This window comes from Mesorhizobium sp. INR15 (assembly GCF_015500075.1).
Taxonomy (GTDB): domain Bacteria; phylum Pseudomonadota; class Alphaproteobacteria; order Rhizobiales; family Rhizobiaceae; genus Mesorhizobium.
The window spans coordinates 2,238,307-2,253,007 of the sequence record NZ_CP045496.1; the positions used below are offsets into that span (position 1 = coordinate 2,238,307).

The 14,701-nt window shown below is 63.9% G+C and carries 15 protein-coding genes; 8 read left to right on the top strand and 7 right to left on the bottom strand.

Going from position 1 to position 14,701, the window contains the following annotated elements; genetic code table 11:
• The first annotated feature begins 4 nt into the window (after nucleotides 1-4).
• The 8 genes from GA829_RS10890 to GA829_RS10925 all read left to right on the top strand — a co-directional run bounded on the left by GA829_RS10890 (nucleotide 5) and on the right by GA829_RS10925 (nucleotide 8,319).
• Nucleotides 5-1,786, top strand: coding sequence for a chloride channel protein (locus GA829_RS10890; RefSeq protein WP_195178501.1), 1,782 nt, complete (start codon nucleotides 5-7; stop codon nucleotides 1,784-1,786).
• Nucleotides 1,787-1,954: 168 nt separating this feature from the next.
• Nucleotides 1,955-2,620: a helix-turn-helix domain-containing protein gene (locus GA829_RS10895; protein ID WP_195178502.1), complete on the top strand. Its 666-nt coding sequence runs from the start codon at nucleotides 1,955-1,957 to the stop codon at nucleotides 2,618-2,620.
• Between the two features lie 40 nt (nucleotides 2,621-2,660).
• The gene (locus GA829_RS10900; protein WP_195178503.1) at nucleotides 2,661-3,737 is read left to right on the top strand and encodes an extracellular solute-binding protein; all 1,077 of its coding nucleotides are present in this window, start codon (nucleotides 2,661-2,663) and stop codon (nucleotides 3,735-3,737) included.
• Nucleotides 3,738-3,758: 21 nt separating this feature from the next.
• Nucleotides 3,759-4,628: an ABC transporter permease gene (locus tag GA829_RS10905; protein ID WP_195178504.1), complete on the top strand. Its 870-nt coding sequence runs from the start codon at nucleotides 3,759-3,761 to the stop codon at nucleotides 4,626-4,628.
• The gene (locus GA829_RS10910; protein ID WP_195178505.1) at nucleotides 4,628-5,425 is read left to right on the top strand and encodes an ABC transporter permease; all 798 of its coding nucleotides are present in this window, start codon (nucleotides 4,628-4,630) and stop codon (nucleotides 5,423-5,425) included. Before GA829_RS10905 ends, GA829_RS10910 begins: the two co-directional genes overlap by 1 nt.
• Nucleotides 5,422-6,537, top strand: a complete 1,116-nt coding sequence (locus GA829_RS10915; protein ID WP_195178506.1) for an ABC transporter ATP-binding protein — start codon at nucleotides 5,422-5,424, stop codon at nucleotides 6,535-6,537. Before GA829_RS10910 ends, GA829_RS10915 begins: the two co-directional genes overlap by 4 nt.
• Before the next feature lie 25 nt (nucleotides 6,538-6,562).
• Nucleotides 6,563-7,948 (top strand): NAD(P)/FAD-dependent oxidoreductase, encoded by a 1,386-nt coding sequence (locus tag GA829_RS10920; RefSeq protein WP_195178507.1) that lies wholly within the window; start codon nucleotides 6,563-6,565, stop codon nucleotides 7,946-7,948.
• Nucleotides 7,949-7,950: 2 nt separating this feature from the next.
• Nucleotides 7,951-8,319: a cupin domain-containing protein gene (locus GA829_RS10925; RefSeq protein ID WP_195178508.1), complete on the top strand. Its 369-nt coding sequence runs from the start codon at nucleotides 7,951-7,953 to the stop codon at nucleotides 8,317-8,319.
• Between the two features lie 59 nt (nucleotides 8,320-8,378).
• Here GA829_RS10925 and GA829_RS10930 read toward each other — a convergent pair whose 3' ends face one another.
• The 7 genes from GA829_RS10930 to GA829_RS10960 form a co-directional block, all read right to left on the bottom strand.
• Nucleotides 8,379-10,022, bottom strand: a complete 1,644-nt coding sequence (locus GA829_RS10930) for an MFS transporter (RefSeq protein ID WP_195178509.1) — start codon at nucleotides 10,020-10,022, stop codon at nucleotides 8,379-8,381.
• 134 nt (nucleotides 10,023-10,156) lie between these two features.
• Nucleotides 10,157-12,025, bottom strand: coding sequence for an asparagine synthase (glutamine-hydrolyzing) (asnB, locus tag GA829_RS10935; RefSeq protein ID WP_195178510.1), 1,869 nt, complete (start codon nucleotides 12,023-12,025; stop codon nucleotides 10,157-10,159).
• Nucleotides 12,026-12,139: 114 nt separating this feature from the next.
• Nucleotides 12,140-12,406 carry a flagellar biosynthesis protein FliQ gene (gene fliQ, locus GA829_RS10940; protein ID WP_195178511.1) on the bottom strand — a complete coding sequence of 89 codons (267 nt, stop codon included), beginning with the start codon at nucleotides 12,404-12,406 and terminating at the stop codon, nucleotides 12,140-12,142.
• A 21-nt stretch (nucleotides 12,407-12,427) separates the two neighbouring features.
• The gene (gene flgD, locus GA829_RS10945; protein ID WP_195178512.1) at nucleotides 12,428-12,835 is read right to left on the bottom strand and encodes a flagellar hook assembly protein FlgD; all 408 of its coding nucleotides are present in this window, start codon (nucleotides 12,833-12,835) and stop codon (nucleotides 12,428-12,430) included.
• Nucleotides 12,835-13,278, bottom strand: coding sequence for a flagellar biosynthesis repressor FlbT (gene flbT / locus GA829_RS10950; RefSeq protein ID WP_195178513.1), 444 nt, complete (start codon nucleotides 13,276-13,278; stop codon nucleotides 12,835-12,837). Before flbT ends, flgD begins: the two co-directional genes overlap by 1 nt.
• Nucleotides 13,275-13,622 (bottom strand): flagellar biosynthesis regulator FlaF, encoded by a 348-nt coding sequence (gene flaF, locus GA829_RS10955; protein WP_195178514.1) that lies wholly within the window; start codon nucleotides 13,620-13,622, stop codon nucleotides 13,275-13,277. The genes flbT and flaF overlap by 4 nt, the downstream gene beginning before the upstream one ends.
• Before the next feature lie 32 nt (nucleotides 13,623-13,654).
• Nucleotides 13,655-14,698, bottom strand: a complete 1,044-nt coding sequence (locus GA829_RS10960; RefSeq protein WP_195178515.1) for a flagellar hook-associated family protein — start codon at nucleotides 14,696-14,698, stop codon at nucleotides 13,655-13,657.
• Nucleotides 14,699-14,701: the final 3 nt, after the last annotated feature.

Consider the following 14,701-nt stretch of genomic DNA (forward strand, 5'->3'; position numbering starts at 1 on the left):
TCCGGTGCTTTCCAGAAACCAACCGCAAGTCTATGCCCGCCGACTGCGCGCGGTGCTGCTCAGATCGGTCCCGCTGCTTGAGGCGCGGGGCATCGCCGTGGTCATTCTGGCGGGAGTGGTCGGTGTCATGGCCGGCATACTTGTCACCGCGATGAGCCAGATGGTGCAGGACATGCATGGGCTGCTCTATGGCGTTCAGCCAGGCGGCCGGCTTTCAGCGATGTTTTCCCTCGATCATCCGGCGCAGGCGCTTATTCCGGCGATCGGCGGCATCCTGCTCGGGCTGACGGTGATCTGGCTGCGGATGCGGAAGTTCCGCACGCCCGTCGACCCTATCGAAGCCAATGCACTCTATGGCGGGCGCATGTCGCTCACCGATACATTCATCATCGTCGGGCAGACGATGATCTCCAGCGGTTTCGGTGCCTCGGTCGGCCTGGAGGCCGGTTACACGCAGGTCGGATCCGGCCTGGCGTCGCGTCTGGCACGCATCTTCAGGCTGCGCCGCAACGATGTCCGCATCCTGGTAGGCTGTGGCGCCGCCGGCGCCATCGCCGCCGCCTTCGACGCGCCGCTGACCGGCGCATTCTATGGTTTCGAACTGGTCATCGGCATCTATTCGGTCGCCAATGTCGCGCCGGTCATGACCGCCGCGATCTCGGCCTCCCTGACCGCCGAGGTGTTTGGCGGGGTGCCGTTTCCGCTGGAGCTCTCCGGCCTGCCAGCGCTGACCGCTGGCCAGTATCTGCCGTTCCTGCTGCTTGGGCTGCTCGGCGGCGCCGCCTCCATCGCCATCATGCAGCTGGTGACGTTGATCGAGCGCGGTTTCGCGCGGCTGTCGGTCGACACGTCGCTGCGCCCCGTCATCGGCGGCGTGTTCGTCGGGCTGCTTGGCTTGATCACGCCGCAGGTCCTGTCCAGCGGACACGGCGCGCTGCATCGCGAATTCTCGATGAACTACGGACTTGCGGTGGTGGCCAGTGTCTTCGTGCTGAAACTGGCGGCGTCGGCGATCTCGCTTGGCTCCGGTTTTCGCGGCGGGTTGTTCTTTGCCTCGCTGTTTCTCGGCGCCTTGCTCGGCAAGGCTTTCGCCGGGGTGATGGCGCTGATTTCGCCGGCGACCGGCATCGATCCCGCCGTCGCCGCCGTCGTCGGCATGACATCGCTGGCGGTAGGTGTCGTCGGCGGCCCGCTGACGATGACGTTCCTGGCGTTGGAATCGACCCGTGACCTGACGCTCACCGGCGTGGTGCTGGCCGCCTCGATCATGTCGGCGATCCTGGTGCGCGAAACCTTCGGCTATTCCTTCTCGACATGGCGTTTCCACCTGCGCGGCGAAACGATCCGCAGCGCCCATGATGTCGGCTGGATGCGCAGCTTGACGGTCGGCTCGATGATGCGCAAGGACATCCGCACCATCGATGCCGCGACGACGCTGGCGACCTTCCGCAAGGAGGTGCCGCTGGGTTCGGCCCAGCGCGTCATCGCCGTCGACCCGGGTGATCACTATGTCGGCGTGCTGATCGTGGCCGAACTGCACAGCGATCCTTCCGATGGCGAGGTCACTGTGCGCGATCTCGCGCAGTACAAGGATGCGGTCCTGGTGCCGAGCATGAACGTGCAGTCCGCCGCCGAAACCTTCCAGCGCGCCGGCGCCGAGGAATTGGCCGTGGTCGAGGATTTCGCCGACCGCATCGTGCTTGGGCTTCTGACCGAGGGCCATCTGATGCGCCGTTATGCCGAGGAACTCGACAAGGCGCGCCGGGATCTGTCCGGCGAGGGCTGACCGGCCTTTCTCAGCGACGACGGGACGCCGGACAGCGGCAATCGGAATGCAGCTCAATCTCGGCTCACAGGTTTGCCGGCGAACCGGGTTCGGTCGGATGCTGCTGTTCGTCGCTTGCCATCTGTACAGTGGTACTGTACAAACTGTTCAGTGGGATGAGGAAGCGGCATGCGCAAGCCAATTGGTCAAGGCCAGGCTTCGGACAAGGATGGCGGCGGTTCAGCCGCAACCCTGGCGCATCAGGTGCTGGGCATGCGGCTCAAGAGCCTGCGCCTTGGCCGCCGGCTCTCGCTGCGCCAGCTTGGTGAGGCGACCGGGACGAGCGCCAGCTTCATCAGTCAGCTCGAACGCGGCCTGACCGGCGCCAGCACGGCCTCGCTCAACCAGATGGCTTCGGCACTGGGGGTCAGCGTCGCGATGCTGTTCGAGGAAAGCACGACGCAGGGCCATGGCGTCTTGCGGCGGAGCGAACGGCCAAGCCTTCCGCCCAGCGACGGCTGCCGCAAGATGCTGCTGTCGCGCCCGCCCTTGAGCGACATGGAAGTCTACATCGGCGAATTCGACATCGGCGGCTCGACCGGCTCCGACCTCTATACCCATGGCGACGCGCACGAGATGCTTGTGGTGCTTCGCGGGGTGGTGGAAGCCGCCCTCGGTGACGCAATCCATGTTCTGGAGGAAGGCGACAGCATCGAATACGCGACATCGACACCACATCGCATCGAGAACATCGGCAGCGGCCGGGCCGAGGTGATGTGGATCATAGCGCCACCAACCTCGGTGCGCGCCGAACTCGACAAATACACCGCCTGGAAACCGCTCGCAGCCAGGTAGGTCCGATGCAGCGCGGGTTATCAATGGGAGAATGACAATCATGCTGAAATCGAAACATCTCACTCTTGGCGCCGCGCTGGTGCTTGGTGTTCTGGCAACCGCGGCTTTCGCGCAGGAAAAGCCGGTCGCGGGCGAGGTCAAGGAAGGTTCGCTCAAGGGCAAGACCCTGACGCTGGTCTCCTATGGCGGCATCTACCAGGACGGCCAGGCGGCCGCGCTCAAGGACTTCGTCGAAAAGTCTGGCGCCACCTTGCTCAACGATGGACCGACCGAGATTGCCAAGCTGCAGGCGCAGGTCGAGTCTGGTAACGTCACCTGGGACGTCGTCGACACCGACGACCTGCCGCCCTACGTCTATTGCGGCAAGCTGTTCCAGAAGCTTGATCTGACCAAGCTCGACGTCTCGAAAATCCCGGAAGGCCAGGTTGGTGAATGCTCGGTGCCGGCGATGAATTACGGCGTCGTGCTGATGTACAACAAGGAGAAGTACAAGGACAATCCGCCCAAGAGCTGGGCCGACTTCTTCGACACGCAGAAATTCCCAGGCGTACGCGGCATCGACGGCTCCGGCAGCCCGACCGGCGGTTTGCTCGAACAGGCGTTCAAGCTCACCGGCGGTGACCCGAAGGCGATGACGGTGGCCGATATCGACAAGGCCATCGATGTGGTCCGCAAACTCGGCCCGGACACGATCTTCTGGAAGACCGGTGCGGAATCGCAGCAACTGGCGGAATCCGGCGAGGCCGACATGCTGATGATGTGGACGGGCCGGGCCATGACGGCGGTCAAGAACGGCGCCAAATACGCGCCGGCCTGGCAGGACTGGCTGGTGGTGATGGACCAGATGACGATCCCTGTCGGCGTCAAGGATACGGATGCATCCTACGCCCTGCTCAATGCCTATCTCGGCAAGCAGTCGCAGGAAATCCTGGCGGAGAAGACCTCCTACACGCCGATCAACAACGATGCGCAACCCAAGGTCGATGCGTCGGTGGCTGCCTTCCTGACCAACACGCCGGATCGCCAGAAGCAGGGCTACAAGCAGAACTTCAAGTTCTGGGTCCCGAACTTCGCGGTGGCGCAGGAAAAGTGGTCGGCGCTGATGGCCGGCAACTGACCGGCTGAAAGGGGCAAAGCGGTGAGCGCGATCGAACCGACAAGCCACCCGGCCGCCACGCGGCCGGGATGGGCATGGAGGCCGTTCGCGCTCGCCCTGCCTGCCCTGGTGCTGCTTGCCGCCGTCATCGGTTACCCGCTGCTGACGATCGTGCTGCGCAGCCTGTCCGAGCCGGAATGGGGCCTGCAGAACTATGCCTGGTTCTTCGGTGCACCGGTCAATCTGACGGTGCTGCAGCGGACCTTCACCATCTCGGCGTGGGTCACGCTGGTCTGCGTCATCGCGGCCTACCCCTATGCCTATCTGATGACCGCTGTCGGGCCACGGGCCCGGCTGCTGCTGATCCTTTGCGTCCTGATCCCGTTCTGGGTAAGCGGCGTTGTGCGTACCTTGTCCTGGGTGATCCTGCTGCAGGACTCAGGCGTCATCAACTCGCTGCTCAGATCGGCCGGGTTCAGCGGCGTCCGGCTGATCCGCACCCAGACCGGCGTCGTGATCGGCATGGCGCAGGTGCTGCTGCCGTTCATGATCCTGCCGCTCTATTCCGTCATGAAGGGCATCGACCTCAGGCTGATGCGAGCGGCGCAAAGTCTTGGCGCGCGGCCGTCGCGCGCCTTCTTCACGGTGTATCTGCCGCTCTCGCTGCCAGGCGTCTATGCTGGCGCGATCATTGTCTTCATTCTGGCGCTGGGCTTCTACATCACGCCTGCCCTGCTCGGAGGCCCGCGCTCGACCATGCTGTCGACGCTGGTGCAGACCCAGGTGCTGAGCCTGCTGCAATGGGGCAGGGGCGGCGCCATGGGCGTCGTGCTGCTGGCCGCCACCTTCCTGTTGCTCGCGCTTGCCGCCCCGGTCATGCGGTCGAAGTACAGGGAAGGAGGGCGGCGCTGATGGAGATGAAGCCGCTCACCCGCGTCCTGCTCGGTCTTGTATGCCTCCTGGTGGCCATCTGGCTGGTGGCGCCGACGCTTGTCGTCGTGCCGATGTCGTTCAACGCCAACAAGTCGCTCGCGTTTCCGCCGCAGGGCTTCTCCTGGCAGTGGTACCAGAATTTCTTCACCAGCCCGGAATGGTCAGCCAGTTTCCTCAACTCACTCAAGGTCGCCTGCGTGGTGGCGGTGCTGGCGACGGTGCTCGGCACGCTCGCGGCTTTTGGTCTCGACCGCATGAAGGCGCGGCCGGCGAACCTGTTGCGGATGCTGATACTGACGCCGATGGTGGTGCCCGGTGTGGTGCTGGCCATCGGCATCTACGCCGTCTATCTCGACACAAGGCTTGTTGGAACGCTGCTGGGCTTCGTGCTCGCTCACACCGTGCTGGCGCTTCCCTTCGTGCTGATCGCGGTCTCGGCCAGTCTCGAAGTCTTCGACAGGCGCCTTGAGACAGCTGCCGCGAGCCTTGGCGCCGGGGCCTTGACCACGTTTCGCACGGTGACGTTGCCTCTGATCCTGCCCGGCATCCTGTCGGGCCTGCTGTTCGCCTTTGCCACGTCCTTCGACGAGATCGTGGTGTCGCTGTTCATCACCAACCCGTACCTGAAGACATTGCCTGTGCAGATATTCGCCTCCATCACGCGCGACGCCGACCCGACGGTCGCGGCCGTCGGCACGATCCTGCTTTTCGCCACCACGATCCTGATCGGCGGCGGCATGCTTCTCCTTGGCCGCGAGCGGAAGGGACGCCCATGAATCCGAGACAAGAGAGCAGGGGAGCCGCGATCGACCTTGAAGCGATCACCAAGGCCTATGGCGGCTTCATGGCGCTGGACGGTGTCTCGCTGCGGATCGAGCCCGGCGAATTCATGACGCTGCTCGGCCCGAGCGGCTCGGGAAAGACGACGACGCTCAATGTCGTCGCCGGTTTCACGGATGTGACCAGCGGCAAGCTGCTGATCGGCGGCAAGAGTGTGGTCGGCGTCCCGGCGCACAAGCGCAACATCGGCGTCGTCTTCCAGCACTATGCGCTTTTCCCGCACATGACGGTTGGCGGCAATGTCGCCTATCCGCTGACGCTGCGCGGGGTCGACCAGGCGACCCGCGCCACGCGTGTGGCAAGAGCACTCGACATGGTCAAGATGGGTGATTTCGCGCATCGCTATCCAAGCGAATTGTCGGGCGGCCAGCAGCAGCGCGTCGCGCTCGCCCGGGCCATCGTCTTCGACCCGCCGCTGCTGCTGATGGACGAGCCGCTGGGCGCGCTCGACAAGAAACTGCGCGAATGGCTGCAGCTCGAGATCAAGCGCATCCACCGCGAGCTTGGCACCACCTTTGTCTATGTGACGCATGACCAGGAGGAAGCGCTGGTGCTGTCAGACCGCATCGCCGTGTTCAATCGCGGGCGGATCGAGCAGGTCGGCACCGGTCGCCAGCTCTATGATGAGCCCGCGACACTTTTCGTCGGGCGTTTCGTCGGCGATTCCACCGTCCTGCGCGGAGAGGCACGAAGCGATGGCACCAGCACGGCGTTGCGGATCGCTGGCGTGACGGTGACGGCGCCGACACGGATCACGGGCGAGATCAGCCCGGTGATGCTGCTGCGCCCCGAAAAACTCGCCATCAGCCGGCCTGGCCAAAACATGACCAGCGGCGCCAACCGATTGCCGGGGACGATCGCGGAAGCCATCTACCTTGGCTCGGGATCGAAATACGAAGTGAAGCTTGGTGACGGGTCCACGGCGGTCGTGCGCTCGTCGCTGACTGGCGAAAACTTCAACCTGGGCGACCAGGTGGAGCTTTGCTTCGACGGCACTGATGCCAAGCTGCTGGCCGACGACAGCGCGGCCGACCAGACACTGACCTGATCCAATTCCATCCGAGAGTCATTCCATGCAAGCCAAACGCAACGGCGACATATCGTTCTGGTATGCGGATCTGGGCGCGGTTCCCGCTCCGCGCCCGCCTTTGCCCGGCGACATAGAAGCAGACGTCGCCATCGTCGGCGCCGGCTATACCGGACTGTGGACCGCCTACTATCTGAAGAAGGCCAAGCCGTCGCTTCGCGTCGTGGTGATCGAGCGCGCGTTCGCCGGCTTCGGCGCGTCCGGCCGCAATGGCGGCTGGCTGTCTGGCGGGTTCAGCTGGTCGCGGGAGAAATACCTCAAGACATCGAGCCGGCAAGGCGTGACGGCGATGCAGAAGGCCATGGCGGGCTGCGTCGACGAGGTCATCAAGGTGGCGGAGGCGGAAGGCATTGATGCCGATATCCGCCGCGTCGACAACCTGACCGTGGCCACCAACCCGGCCCAGCTTGAACGGGCATACGCGGAAGGCGAGACGATCCGGGCCTGGGATGTCGACCCCACGCGCGTAGAGTTGCTGGACGCCGCAGCGACCCGCGCGCGCATCAACGTCCGTAATGTCCTGGGCGGCTTCGTCGTTCACGGCCAGGCGCGGGTGCAGCCGGCCAAGCTGGTGCGCGGACTGGCCGTCGCCGTCGAGCGGCTGGGCGTGCCGATATACGAGCAGACCACGGTGACCACCATCGCCAAGGGCGAGTTGACAACCGATCGCGGCATGGTGCGGGCACAGACCATCATCCGCGCGACGGAGGGCTTTACCGCGGGCATTCCTGGCGAAGAGCGAACATGGCTCGCGCTCAACAGCGCCCAGATCGTGACCGAGCCGCTGCCGGCGGAGCTTTGGCGCGACATCGGCTGGGACGGGCACGAACTGCTCGGGAATGCGGCGCACGCCTATTGCTACGCCCAGCGGACGCGCGAGGGCCGCATCACCATGGGTGGCCGCGGCGTGCCCTATCGCTACGGCTCGCGCACCGACGTCAATGGGCAGACGCAGCAGGCGACGATCGAGCAATTGCATACGATCCTGACCAGCCTTTTGCCGCAAACGGCTGGGTGCCGCATCGAGCATGCCTGGTGCGGCGTGCTCGGCGTGCCGCGCGACTGGTGCACGACCGTCGGCCTCGATCCGAAGACCCGCATTGGCTGGGCGGGCGGCTATGTCGGGCTCGGCGTTTCGAGCTCCAATCTCTCTGGGCGCACGCTGGCCGACCTTATCCTTGGCGAGGACACCGACCTGGTGCGCCTGCCCTGGGTCAACCGTACGGTGCGGCGCTGGGAACCGGAGCCTTTGCGGTGGCTTGGCGTGCACGCGATGTATCAGCTCTACCGAATTGCCGACCGCCGAGAAGCCGCTGGACTGGCCCGAACTTCAAAGCTTGCCGCCCTGGCGGACCGTATCACAGGCCATTGACCATGGAGCCCGACTTGATCGACCTTTCGACTTTTCAAGATCTCGCCAAGACCGATATCGGCACGTTCTCGCCCAAGCCGACTTCCATCGAGGGAAATCAGGTCGAGGCGGTGCGCGCGCTTTTTCAGTCGCAGGACGGCACCCTGGAAATCGGCATCTGGGAATGCACGCCCGGCCTGTTCACGGCCGACCGTTCGGATTCGTCGGAGATATGTCACATCATTTCCGGCCGCGTGGAGATGCGGCGCGCTGACGGGGAGACGCGGGAACTTGGCCCAGGCGATCTGCTTGTCCTGCCGCTGGGGTGGAAGGGCGAATGGCGGATCCGCGAGACGACACGCAAGCTCTACATGATCCAGACGGCCAACTGACCTTCTTGTTTGACCATGATCTTGTCCGAAAACCGGATCCCACTTTTCGGGATCATGGATCAATGCTCGATCGGCCCTTTGGCCATCACGAGCGCGGTGCCGGCAGTGGTGGGACGCTCGATCATGCGGCGCACGCGTGGCGGCTCGTCGCCTGAGTGCAGCGCCCGGATGCGCTCGCCGATGACGGCATCGGCGTGGGTGATGCGGCCATTGTGGCGGATGTATTCCAGCCATGTCGGCGTGTGGTAGTGCTCGATCCAGATGGTGGGGTTTTCAAGATCGCGCGCCAGAGTCCAGTTGCGGGCGCCGTCGCGGCGCCGAATGCGGCCGCGTTCGGACATGATGGCAAGGAAGTCCTTCTCGTCCTCATGGCGGATGACATATTCGATCATGATCGCGATGGGGCCGCTGCGCGGCTTGAGGTCGAGCGCGAGATGCGGCTCCTTGAAGCGGTTGAGCGGGTCGAGGTTGAGGATCGGCTGCTGCGGCAAGGGCAAAAGCAGGCCAATGGCGCCGCCGGCCAGCATCGTGATGGCAGCCGCGATCAGCGCGGTTTCGGCGCCGTGCGCATCGGCGACCACGCCCCACACCCAGCTGCCAAGCGCGATGCCGCCGAAAGTCGCCGTCTGGTAGACCGATAGAACCCGGCCGACCACCCAGCGCGGGGTGGCCATCTGAACCGTGACGTTGAAATGCGACAGCGCGATCACCCAGCAGGCGCCGCCAATCAAGAGGCCGAGCGATGTCTGCCAGGCATGTGTGCTGATGGCGGCATTGAAGGCACAGAGGGCGAAGCCGGCGAAGGCCGAGCGCACCATTGTTTCGCTGGACAGAAGCTGGCGCAGTCGCACGCTGAGCAGCGCGCCGCCGACGGCGCCGATGCCAAAGGCGCCGAGCATGATGCCGTAGGTCAAGGCATCGCCCTTGACCACATCGCGCGCCACCAGCGGCAACAGCGCCAGCACGGCACCCGCGCTGAAGCCGAAGGCCAGGCCCCGCACCAGCACCTTGCCGATGTTGGGCGACATGGCGACGTAGCGCAGGCCGGCACCCATGGCGGCACCGAGGGACTCGCGCGGCAAGGCCGATACCGGCAGGTCCGGCTTCCAGCGCGCCAGCACGACGATGAGGCCGATATAGCTCACCGCGTTGGCGGCAAAGGCGGCAGCCGCGCCGGCCGCGGCGACGATGATGCCGCCTATCGCGGGACCGACGCTGCGGGTCAGGTTGAAGCCCATCGAGTTGAGCGCGACGGCGGCCGGCACCTTGTTGCGCGGCACGATGTCGCCGACCGAGGCCTGCCATGACGGGCTGTTCAGCGCCGTGCCGCTGTCGATCAGGAAGGTGAAGGCAAGTAGCGTCCACGGCGTGATCAGGCCATAATACGTGAAGACCGTCAGAAGCACCGAGACGACCAGCATGAAGGTCTGGGCGACCAGCATGACCTTGCGCCGGTCGAAACTGTCGGCGATCGCGCCGGCAACGAGCGCGAACAGCATGATCGGCAGGGTGGTGGAGGCCTGGACGAGGGCAACCTGATAGGATGAGGTGGCGATCGTCGTCATCATCCAGGCAGCGCCGACGCCCTGGATCAGGCCGCCGAAATTCGAGACCAGACTGGCGGACCACACGGCGCGGAAGATGCCATGCCGGAAGGGCGCCAGCGCCGAGACGCTTTCGCTGTCCGGCTTTTCGTCAATCATCGGTATTTCCTTGCCTTCGCGTGCCTGGTACCGGGTTCCTCAGACCGTATGTCGAAAGTAGGGCATAGCGCCCCAAAGGGCGAATGCCTTTCGAGAAAGCTCATGGTCCAACAATGAGATAGCTGAGGTCCACATCAGCCTGCGGCCCTGACCTCGGCATGAAGTGCTTCGGTGAGATTGCCCACCGTCTCGCCACCGGCGTGAAGGCGCAGGAACAGCTCCATGCCGACCAGCCTTAGCCTCGACGATTCATCGCGCCTTGCCAGATCGACAAGATCCTCCACGGATGCGGCCGGCCATTTCATGGCATCGCGCAGGAACCCGCCACGCAGCAGGCCTTGCGTGCCGGCGGTGAAATCAGCCGACACTTCGAAACCGACTTTCGGCGCGGCTATGTTTTCATGCGGGATGTATTTTTCCGCGACTTTCTTCAGCAGCCATTTTCCGGTCTTGTCACGATATTTGTGCCGCCTCGGCAGATGGATGGCGAAGTCGATCAGCCGGTTCTCCAGGAAGGGAACCCTGAGCTCGACGGAAGCCGCCATGGCGAGCCGGTCGTGCCTGTGGAGCAGGTCCTGAAGGTGCGAATAGAGGTCGTAGAGACAGCATCCCAGGAAGGCGCGGTCACCAAGCGGCGCCACCGGGTCCAACCGGTCGAAAATCCTGGTCTGCAGGAAGTTCAGTTCCGGCGACAGTGCCCTCAGCGCGATGTTACGGTCCCAGCCATGGGCAGCGCCGATCGATGTCTGGAAGGGAGCATGGCGCTGACGCTCGAACCTGCGTGCCAGCCGGCCTCTGCCCTGGAACAGGCGTCGCGGCCACGACCATTGGCGCCAAAGCTTCATGCTGGCCACCTGCCAGGGGTAACCGCCAAACAGCTCATCGGCGCCCTCGCCGGTGAGCAGCACCTTGACGCCGTCGGCGCGGCACTGTTCGGCAAGCGCCAGCAGACAGGCATGGCTGGGGTGCCAGCCGTCACTTTCCAGATGCCAGACCGCCCTTGGCCAGAGCTCGAAAAACCTGTTCCTGTCGACAGGCACCTTGCGCAGATCGATGCCGACATGACGGCTGGTCCGTTCCGCGTTGGCTGCCTCGCTTTTGCCGATACGCGGGTCGACGACATAGGCGTGCATCTCAGGTCTGCGCCGTTTGGCCAGCGCCGTGATCAGGCCGGAATCGACGCCGCCGCTGCAGGCCGAGGCGACGCTGGTGTCGGCGATGCAGTGCAGCGCGACACTGTCCTCGATGAGCGCTTCGAGCGTTGCGATATGGTCCGCGTCGGAAGCCGTATCACTGGTGATACGTGCCGTATCGAGAACGTCAAGGACATGCCAGAAGCGACGCTTCTCGATACCGGCATCGCTTATCTTCCACAGGCCGGCCGGTGGCAACCGCTCTATCTTGTCGAACAGGCTGAAGCTTGAATCACGACTTTGCCAGGCGAGGTGCAAGGTGATCTCGCGGGCATCGATGTCACGCGGGAAGCTGTCGCAGGCAAGGATCGCCTTGTCCTCGGAGGCGAACACGATCCGCTCAGCCGTCTCGGCCACCGACATCGGCTTGATGCCGAGCCGGTCGCGGGCAAGCCACAACGCGCTTTCGCGAGCGTCGTAATAGGCGAGCGAAAACATGCCGTTGAACAGTGGAACCGCCTTTTCCGGCCCCCAGTGGTGCAAGGCCTGCAGAACAACTTCCGCATCCGATACGGTTTGAAAGACCTTGCCCTCGGCCTCAAGTGTGTCGCGCAGCGACCGGTAATTGTAGACCTCGCCATTGTAGACCAGCACGCCCTGGCCGCACGCGGTCAGCATCGGTTCGCGGGCAGCGGGCGAGAGGTCGATGATCGAAAGCCGGCGGTGGCCGAGAGCGAGCCGGTTGCCATTCCAACTGGAGTGATCGTCGGGGCCGCGATGCGCCAGCGCCTGCATCATTCGGGCAACGTCGGCCACATCACCCGGGCCGATCGGGCTTCGCTTCCGCCAGACGCCGGCTATCCCGCACATGGTCTGCCGCTCGGCCTGGCCTGGTTCATGGGTCTCCCCGTGACATCAAGAGCAGCGCTGCCTGGAAGGTCACCGCAGCAATCTAGCGAGAACCCCGCAGCCCGCAAGCGGGGATCAGAAGCCGTTCTGGATGCGCTCGAAGATGACGTTGGTGAAGGCTGATATCTGGGCGCCGATGAACGGACCGGTCAGCGCCACCACCAGCATGATGGCGACGATCTTGGGCACGAAGGTCAGCGTGATTTCCTGGATCTGCGTCAACGCCTGGATCAGGGCGATGCCGATGCCGACCACCATGGCGACCAGCACCACCGGCGCGCACGCGGTCAGAACCGTCCATACCGCGTACTGGACGATATCGAGAGCGTCGGCCTCGTTCATGGGTTCGCTCGGCTACAAGGTCTAGCTTGCGGCCTTGACCGAGACACCGGGGCCGACCGCGATTTCAGTGCCGTTCTGCAGAACCGCGATCAGACCACTGCTCGCCAGGCGAACCGAGCTGACGGTGCCGGTGGTCTTGCCGTCGGCTGAGGTAATCGAACGGCCGATCAGCGCGTCCGCTTGCGACAGCGCCGAGGACTGCATGATCTGGTCGAGCTTGGTGTTGGTCTGCACAGACTGCTCGACCTGTGAAAAGGTGGCGAGCTGAGCGACATACTGCGTCGAATCCATTGGCTTCGTCGGATCCTGGTTCTTCATCTCAGCGATCAGAAGCTTCAGGAAGGACTGATAGTCGACCGCCGTCTTGGAGGTCTGCTGGTTGGCCTGGTTGGCGCCAACCGGTATCGTCGTCGTCATGTCCACGTTCATTAGTATCGTGCTCCCACGGCCAGGGGGCGCGATGCGCCCGGGATGTCGTCATTGCCGCCAAGCGCGCGGCGTTCGAGCGCGTAGAGCGAGCGGATCGCCTTCAGCGCCTCGTAGATGTGGTCTTCGCCGACCATGCGGTCGACCTGCTTCAGGGTGCCGCAAATCTGCTCATCCTCGAAGCTGGCCAGCAACAGCGGCAACGAGCGGCGGAACATGTCGCGGGCCTCGACCGCTCCGGCCGGGTTCATCAGCACCACCTGCAGGATGAAATATAGCTGCTTGAGCGGCGTCGAGGCGTCGTCGGCCTGGATCACATGGCTCTCGAGCAGAAACTGCACGTCATTCATCAGTTCAATGGTGACCTTGCGGTCGACACGGATCACGCCGCCGTTGATGTAGATCTTCTCATTCGGCTTCAGCGATATCTTCAGCGTGTTGGTCATTGAATGCCGTCCCTGATGATCTGGGACACCTCGATCAAGCCTTCGAAATTGTTGGTGCGGCCCTGGCGAACATCCTCGGTCTCGCGCAACAGCCACAGGCCGATGGAAATCAGGTTGGCGCGAAGTTCCTTGGGCAGAGCGTTGTCGCTCGAGCCGAGATCCTCGACGAAGGTCGTCCAGACGCGGTTGGTGAAATGCAGCGCCTCGATCGCCTCCATCGAGTTGCGGCCGGCGGCTGAGGCCGCCGCCAGCATGTCGATCGAGCGTGTCAGCAGCTCCCGCTCGCGATCCTTCGCGTCGGCAACGGAGTTGCTCTGGATATCGGCGTAGGAGAATTGGTACATTATGGGGGCTCTACCGTTCCGTGTCAGAGTTCTCAGGTCAGGTATTTCAACAAGCTAAGCTGTTGCAGGCGCGCTGTCAGCGCGAAAGAATTCTCGATGTGCTGCGTCAGGTTCGCGACACGGGTCGCTGCTTCAGCCGGGTCGACGCCTTCCAGATCGAGAATGTGCCGTTCGAAGAGATCGACCTGCGTCTTCATCCGGTCGGTGGCGTCGCTCACCCGTTTCTGAATGATGCCAGTCTGCGACTGGACCTGGCCGATGCCGCTCAGTGCCTCGCCAACCATTGTCGTCGAACGGCTGATAAGCGTGTCTTTCGCTGCCTTGCTGACGTTGCTGGACATCAGACTACTGACAATGGTCGCCGCCATGGCCAACTTGCGAATACCGTCCTGGTTGGCGCTGGTCGAGGTCGGGGTGTTTTCGTTGAGCGCTATGCGGCTGACGATCTGCTGGTCGGTGGCGTTCGACCAGTTCGCCTGCCAGCCCGCGCCGAAGAACTGCGGCTGGACATCGTTGGTGATGAAACTGTCCATCTGGGCGGCTGTAATGTTGGCCGCTGCCGGATCGGCTGGGGTAAAGCCGAAGCGCGCGACGAAGGAGGCGTCAAAGGCGGCCTTGGCGGACGAGCCAGCAGCCGAGAAGTCATTGATCGGCTTGACGTCGGTGTTGGTGCCCGCGAACAGATACTCGCCATTCACACTTGTGTTGAGGATCGAGGTGAGCTGCTGCAGGGTCGAATTGCCGGCGGACTGCGTGATGCTGTTGGCGCCGTCGCCGGATGAGGCGCTGGTCAGGCTGGAGAGGAGGCTCTGGGCAGCGGTGGAGAGCTGGCCAAGCGAGGTCTGCGTCGCGGAAAGCCGGGCGCTGATCAGGCCGTTGGAATCGACGATGCCGTTCAGGCGGTCGAGGTCGCGCGAGAAGGTGACAGATTGCGCGGTGCGCGCGCCCAGGGCCAGCCCGACATCGGCGACCCTGCCGGTCGAGGACTCTTTCGTGGCTTTGACGAGATCCGCCTGCATGCGCATCTGCTGGTAGCGCATGGCGTTCGTGAGGGCAGCCGAAGAGACTGAAGTCATGGA

Excerpts from the sequence above, each read along its gene's own strand:
- GA829_RS10895 (WP_195178502.1), top strand. The coding sequence starts at position 1,955 with ATGCGCAAGCCAATTGGTCAAGGCCAGGCTTCGGACAAGGATGGCGGC.
- GA829_RS10900 (WP_195178503.1), top strand. The coding sequence starts at position 2,661 with ATGCTGAAATCGAAACATCTCACTCTTGGCGCCGCGCTGGTGCTTGGT.
- GA829_RS10910 (WP_195178505.1), top strand. The coding sequence starts at position 4,628 with ATGGAGATGAAGCCGCTCACCCGCGTCCTGCTCGGTCTTGTATGCCTC.
- GA829_RS10915 (WP_195178506.1), top strand. The coding sequence starts at position 5,422 with ATGAATCCGAGACAAGAGAGCAGGGGAGCCGCGATCGACCTTGAAGCG.
- GA829_RS10920 (WP_195178507.1), top strand. The coding sequence starts at position 6,563 with ATGCAAGCCAAACGCAACGGCGACATATCGTTCTGGTATGCGGATCTG.
- GA829_RS10925 (WP_195178508.1), top strand. The coding sequence starts at position 7,951 with ATGGAGCCCGACTTGATCGACCTTTCGACTTTTCAAGATCTCGCCAAG.
- GA829_RS10930 (WP_195178509.1), bottom strand. The coding sequence starts at position 10,022 with ATGATTGACGAAAAGCCGGACAGCGAAAGCGTCTCGGCGCTGGCGCCC.
- asnB (WP_195178510.1), bottom strand. The coding sequence starts at position 12,025 with ATGTGCGGGATAGCCGGCGTCTGGCGGAAGCGAAGCCCGATCGGCCCG.
- fliQ (WP_195178511.1), bottom strand. The coding sequence starts at position 12,406 with ATGAACGAGGCCGACGCTCTCGATATCGTCCAGTACGCGGTATGGACG.
- flgD (WP_195178512.1), bottom strand. The coding sequence starts at position 12,835 with ATGAACGTGGACATGACGACGACGATACCGGTTGGCGCCAACCAGGCC.
- flbT (WP_195178513.1), bottom strand. The coding sequence starts at position 13,278 with ATGACCAACACGCTGAAGATATCGCTGAAGCCGAATGAGAAGATCTAC.
- flaF (WP_195178514.1), bottom strand. The coding sequence starts at position 13,622 with ATGTACCAATTCTCCTACGCCGATATCCAGAGCAACTCCGTTGCCGAC.
- GA829_RS10960 (WP_195178515.1), bottom strand. The coding sequence starts at position 14,698 with ATGACTTCAGTCTCTTCGGCTGCCCTCACGAACGCCATGCGCTACCAG.